General features: G+C 75.1%; 4 protein-coding genes and 1 pseudogene. 1 reads left to right on the plus strand and 4 read right to left on the minus strand.

Translation table 11 applies throughout. The annotated features are described in order from the left end of the window. Positions 1–170: 170 nt before the first annotated feature. The 4 genes from HGA02_RS13075 to HGA02_RS13085 are packed head-to-tail and all read right to left on the minus strand — an operon-like array spanning position 171 to position 3,406. On the minus strand, positions 171–1,523 hold the full coding sequence (locus tag HGA02_RS13075) for an ABC transporter permease (protein WP_246247758.1): 1,353 nt from the start codon (positions 1,521–1,523) through the stop codon (positions 171–173). Next, positions 1,520–1,816, minus strand: a complete 297-nt coding sequence (locus tag HGA02_RS20995) for a hypothetical protein (RefSeq protein WP_246247760.1) — start codon at positions 1,814–1,816, stop codon at positions 1,520–1,522. Before HGA02_RS20995 ends, HGA02_RS13075 begins: the two co-directional genes overlap by 4 nt. After that, positions 1,813–2,742, minus strand: coding sequence for an ABC transporter ATP-binding protein (locus HGA02_RS13080; protein ID WP_168679378.1), 930 nt, complete (start codon positions 2,740–2,742; stop codon positions 1,813–1,815). Before HGA02_RS13080 ends, HGA02_RS20995 begins: the two co-directional genes overlap by 4 nt. Continuing rightward, entirely contained in the window at positions 2,735–3,406 is a 672-nt protein-coding gene (locus HGA02_RS13085) for a TetR/AcrR family transcriptional regulator (protein ID WP_210728538.1), read from the minus strand. Before HGA02_RS13085 ends, HGA02_RS13080 begins: the two co-directional genes overlap by 8 nt. An 88-nt stretch (positions 3,407–3,494) precedes the next feature. On the opposite strand from HGA02_RS13085, the pseudogene HGA02_RS21000 reads away from it, so the two are divergent. Then, positions 3,495–3,667 (plus strand): annotated as a pseudogene (locus HGA02_RS21000) (DNA repair protein RadA); the annotation flags it as partial.

Raw genomic sequence — 3,667 nt, forward strand, 5'->3', positions numbered from 1 at the left:
CGTCGCGGGGGCACCGTCTGCGGGGGCCGTCGCACCCGTCGGCGCCCAGCCCAGCCGCCCCCAGTGCGGGCTCGTGTTGCCGCCGGATCCGCCGGTCTCGGTCATCGGGTTCCCATCGCTCGCGGTGCCCGGCACGCCCGCCGGACGTTCCGCAGCCTACCGACGGGCGCTCAGCCGACGACGTCGCGACGCCGGAAGGCGGCGAACCCGGCGGCGAGCAGGACGGCCGCGACGGCGGTCACGGCGACCACGGGCGGCCACGTCATGTCGTCGGCGGGCAGCCCGGGGAGATAGGTGAACGGGGACAGCGCGTCGGAGCCGTCGGGGAGCAGCTCGCCGAACATGCCGACGACGCCGACGTACGCGACGTACGCCCACACGACCCCCAGCATGCGCGGGACGACGGCGTAGACGAGGACGGCGAGGCCGAGCACGCAGGCGATCCCGGGCAGGGTGACGGCGGCGGCGCCGACGAGCACGCCGACCTGCGCCGGGTCGTCGAGGCTGACGGCGGCCGTGACGCCCATGACGAGCCCGCTGACGAGCATGATGACGAGCCCCGCGACGCCCGCGACGCCGACCTGCGTGCCGAGCCAGCGCCACCGGGACACCGGTCCGGCGAGCACGCGGGCGCCGCGTGTCGCGACCTCCTCGTGCCGGACCGCGGCGACGCCCGTCACGACGTAGGACGCGGCCATGACGGCGAGGAACATCGTGTAGAGGGCGAAGGCGCCCGCGGTCGCGTCGGTGCCGCTGCTGAACATCTCCCCGAGGGTCGCGTCGTCCTCGATGAAGTCGACGATCGCCCCGGCGAGGACGCCGATGAGCGCGCCGCACAGCACGACCGCGACGCCCCAGGACACGATCGCGCCGGTCTGCCTGCGCAGCGTCAGCGCGGTCATGCCCGCGAGCGCGGGGCGCGCGGCCGGCCGACCGAGACGCTCGGGCACGAGCCCGGTGCCGAGGTCGCGCCGCCCGACGAGGCGGAACGCGACCGCCACGCACAGGGCAGCGAAGGCGACGCCGATCAGCAGCGGCCACCAGCGCTCGTCGACGTAGGCGCGCGTGGCCTGCGCCCACCCGAACGGCGACAGCCAGGTGAGGACGCTCGTGCTCTCGGGCCCGCGGACGTCGCCGACCGCGCGCAGCAGGAACGCGACGCCGAGGGCCGCCATGCCGAGGCTCGACGCGGTGCGCCCGTGCGACGAGAGCTGCGACGCGACCGCCGAGATGCCCGCGAACACGAGACCCACCATGACGACGCCCGCGCACATCGCGGCGGAGCCGACGGGGTCGAGGTCGGTCGTCAGCAGCGCGAGGAACGTGAGCCCACCAACGGCGACGGTCGCGACGACGGCGGCGACGAGGCCCGCGACGACCGGTGCGTCGCGCCCGACCGGGGCGGACCGCACGAGCTCGAGCCGGCCGTCCTCCTCGGCGGCGCGCAGGTGCCGCGTGACCGCGAAAATCGCCATGATCGCGACGGGCAGCATGACCCAGAGCGCGATCTCGTTCGCCGTCATCGCGCCCAGCGTGTAGTCGTCGAGCCCGTAACCCGGGCCGGCCAGCGCGGTCGCCGGGGGGACGAGATGAGGGTCGCGCGGGCGGCACGCGTCGCCGGGTCCGCGTAGACCTGCGCGAGAGCGTCGACGGAGACCTGCACCATCCCCGCGACGGCGACGGCCCACACGAGGATGCGCCAGCGGTCGAACCGCAGCGCGACCCGGACGAGCGCGCCGGTACCGACGAGCGGGTCGTCGCGCCCGGAGCGCTCCGCGGCGGCGGGGACGCGCGCCGGGGCGGTCGTCGTCGTCATCGCGCGTCACCCTCCCGCACGCCGAGCGTCGCGAGCTCGTCGCTGTACTCCCGCAGGAACAGGTCCTCGAGCGTCGGCGGGTGCGCCACGAGCGAGGTGACGCCGAGCCGGGGCAGGGCGGCCAGCACCCCGTCGAGCGCGGCCGTGTCGACGTCCGCGGTGACGTGGCCGTCGTCGCGGCGCAGGTGGTGGACGCCCGGCAGCGCGCCGAGCGCCGTCTCCGCGCTCGCTCCGTCGCGGACACCGGCGACGACCGTCGTGCGCGTCAGGCCGCGCAGCTCGTCGAGCGACCCGGACTGCACCGCCTTGCCCTGCCGGATGATCGTGACGCGGTCGGCGAGCGCCTCGACCTCGGCGAGGATGTGGCTCGACAGCAGGACGGTCCGCCCCTCGGCCGCGGCCTCCCGCACGACGTCCTGGAACACCGCCTCCATGAGGGGGTCCAGGCCGCTCGTCGGCTCGTCCATGAGCAGCAGCTCCGCGTCGGTCGCGAGCGCCGCGACGAGCGCGACCTTCTGCCGGTTGCCCTTCGAGTACGCGCGGCCCTTGATCCGTGGGTCGAGCTCGAAGCGCTCGACGAGCTCCGCCCGACGACGCGGGTCGAGCCCGCCGCGCAGGCGCCCGAGCACGTCGATCGCCTCGCCGCCCGACAGGTTCGGCCACAGGCTCACGTCGCCCGGGATGTAGGCGAGCCGGCGGTGCAGCGCGACCGCGTCCTGCCACGGGTCGCCGTCGAGCAGCCGCACCTCGCCCGAGTCCGCGCGCAGCAGCCCGAGCAGCACGCGGATCGTCGTCGACTTGCCCGCGCCGTTCGGCCCGAGGAACCCGTGCACCTCACCGGTCCGCACCGTGAGGTCGAAGCCGTCGAGCGCGCGCTTGGCGCCGAACGACTTCACCAGGTCGCGCGTGACGATCGCATCACTCATGGGGGTTCTCCTCGTAGGCGAGATAGGCGTCGAGGTAGGTGCTGTCGGTGAACAGGCCGTGCGTGTAGAGCTCGAGGCTGCCGAGCATGACGTTGTCGTACATCGCTCTCATGGCGGCCGTCGGGTCCTCGGTCGGGGCGGGCCCGCGGCCCGCGGCGGCGTCGGTCTGCGCCATGACGATCGCGCCGACGGTCGTCGCGATGAGCGCCCGCGCGCGGCCGTGCGGGTCGCGGCTGGGCCGGATCGTGCCGGCGGCGACGCCGTCCTCCAGGTACTTCTCGGCGTCCTCGACCATCCCGTCGACGAACCGTGCGGCGAGCGAGCCGCCGTCGAGGAGGCTGCGCACGACGTACGCGAACAGCGGCGCGTACTCCTCGAGCGTCGCGAGCTTCGCGACGACGTCGGTGGGCGGTGCGCCGGCGACGGCTGCGGACTTCTCCTCGAAGATGCGGTGCAGGACGTGCTCGTCGCACGCGGAGCGCAGCGCGTCCTTCGACCCGAAGTGGTGGACGACGAGCGCCGCGCTCACGCCTGCGTCGGCGGCGATCGCCCGCATGCCCGCCCGGAAGCCGTCGCGGCCCCAGCGGCCGATGGCCGCGTCCCGGATGCGGGCGCGGGCGGTCAGGTCGTCGGAGGCTGAACGCACGTTCACCACACTAAACACCCGTTCAGCCTGCGCGCAAGGGTCCGGACGTCGCGCGTCCGGGTGTCGACGAGCCGGGGTGTCGGTGGGCGTCGGTACGGTGCCGGGCGTGAGCACGACGACCACCAAGCGCGCCGACCGCAGCGCCCGCCCCGGCTTCCGCTGCGCCGAGTGCGGCTGGACGGCCACCAAGTGGGTCGGCCGGTGCGGCGAGTGCCAGGCGTGGGGCACGGTCAGCGAGGACCTGGGGCCCGGCGGCGGCGCCCCGCGCACGGTCGCGAC

This window comes from Cellulomonas septica (assembly GCF_012396155.1).
Lineage (GTDB): Bacteria > Actinomycetota > Actinomycetes > Actinomycetales > Cellulomonadaceae > Cellulomonas > Cellulomonas septica.

Coding starts and splice junctions, on each gene's coding strand:
- HGA02_RS13075 (WP_246247758.1), bottom strand. CDS start 1,523: ATGACGGCGAACGAGATCGCGCTCTGGGTCATGCTGCCCGTCGCGATC.
- HGA02_RS13080 (WP_168679378.1), bottom strand. CDS start 2,742: ATGAGTGATGCGATCGTCACGCGCGACCTGGTGAAGTCGTTCGGCGCC.
- HGA02_RS20995 (WP_246247760.1), bottom strand. CDS start 1,816: ATGACGACGACGACCGCCCCGGCGCGCGTCCCCGCCGCCGCGGAGCGC.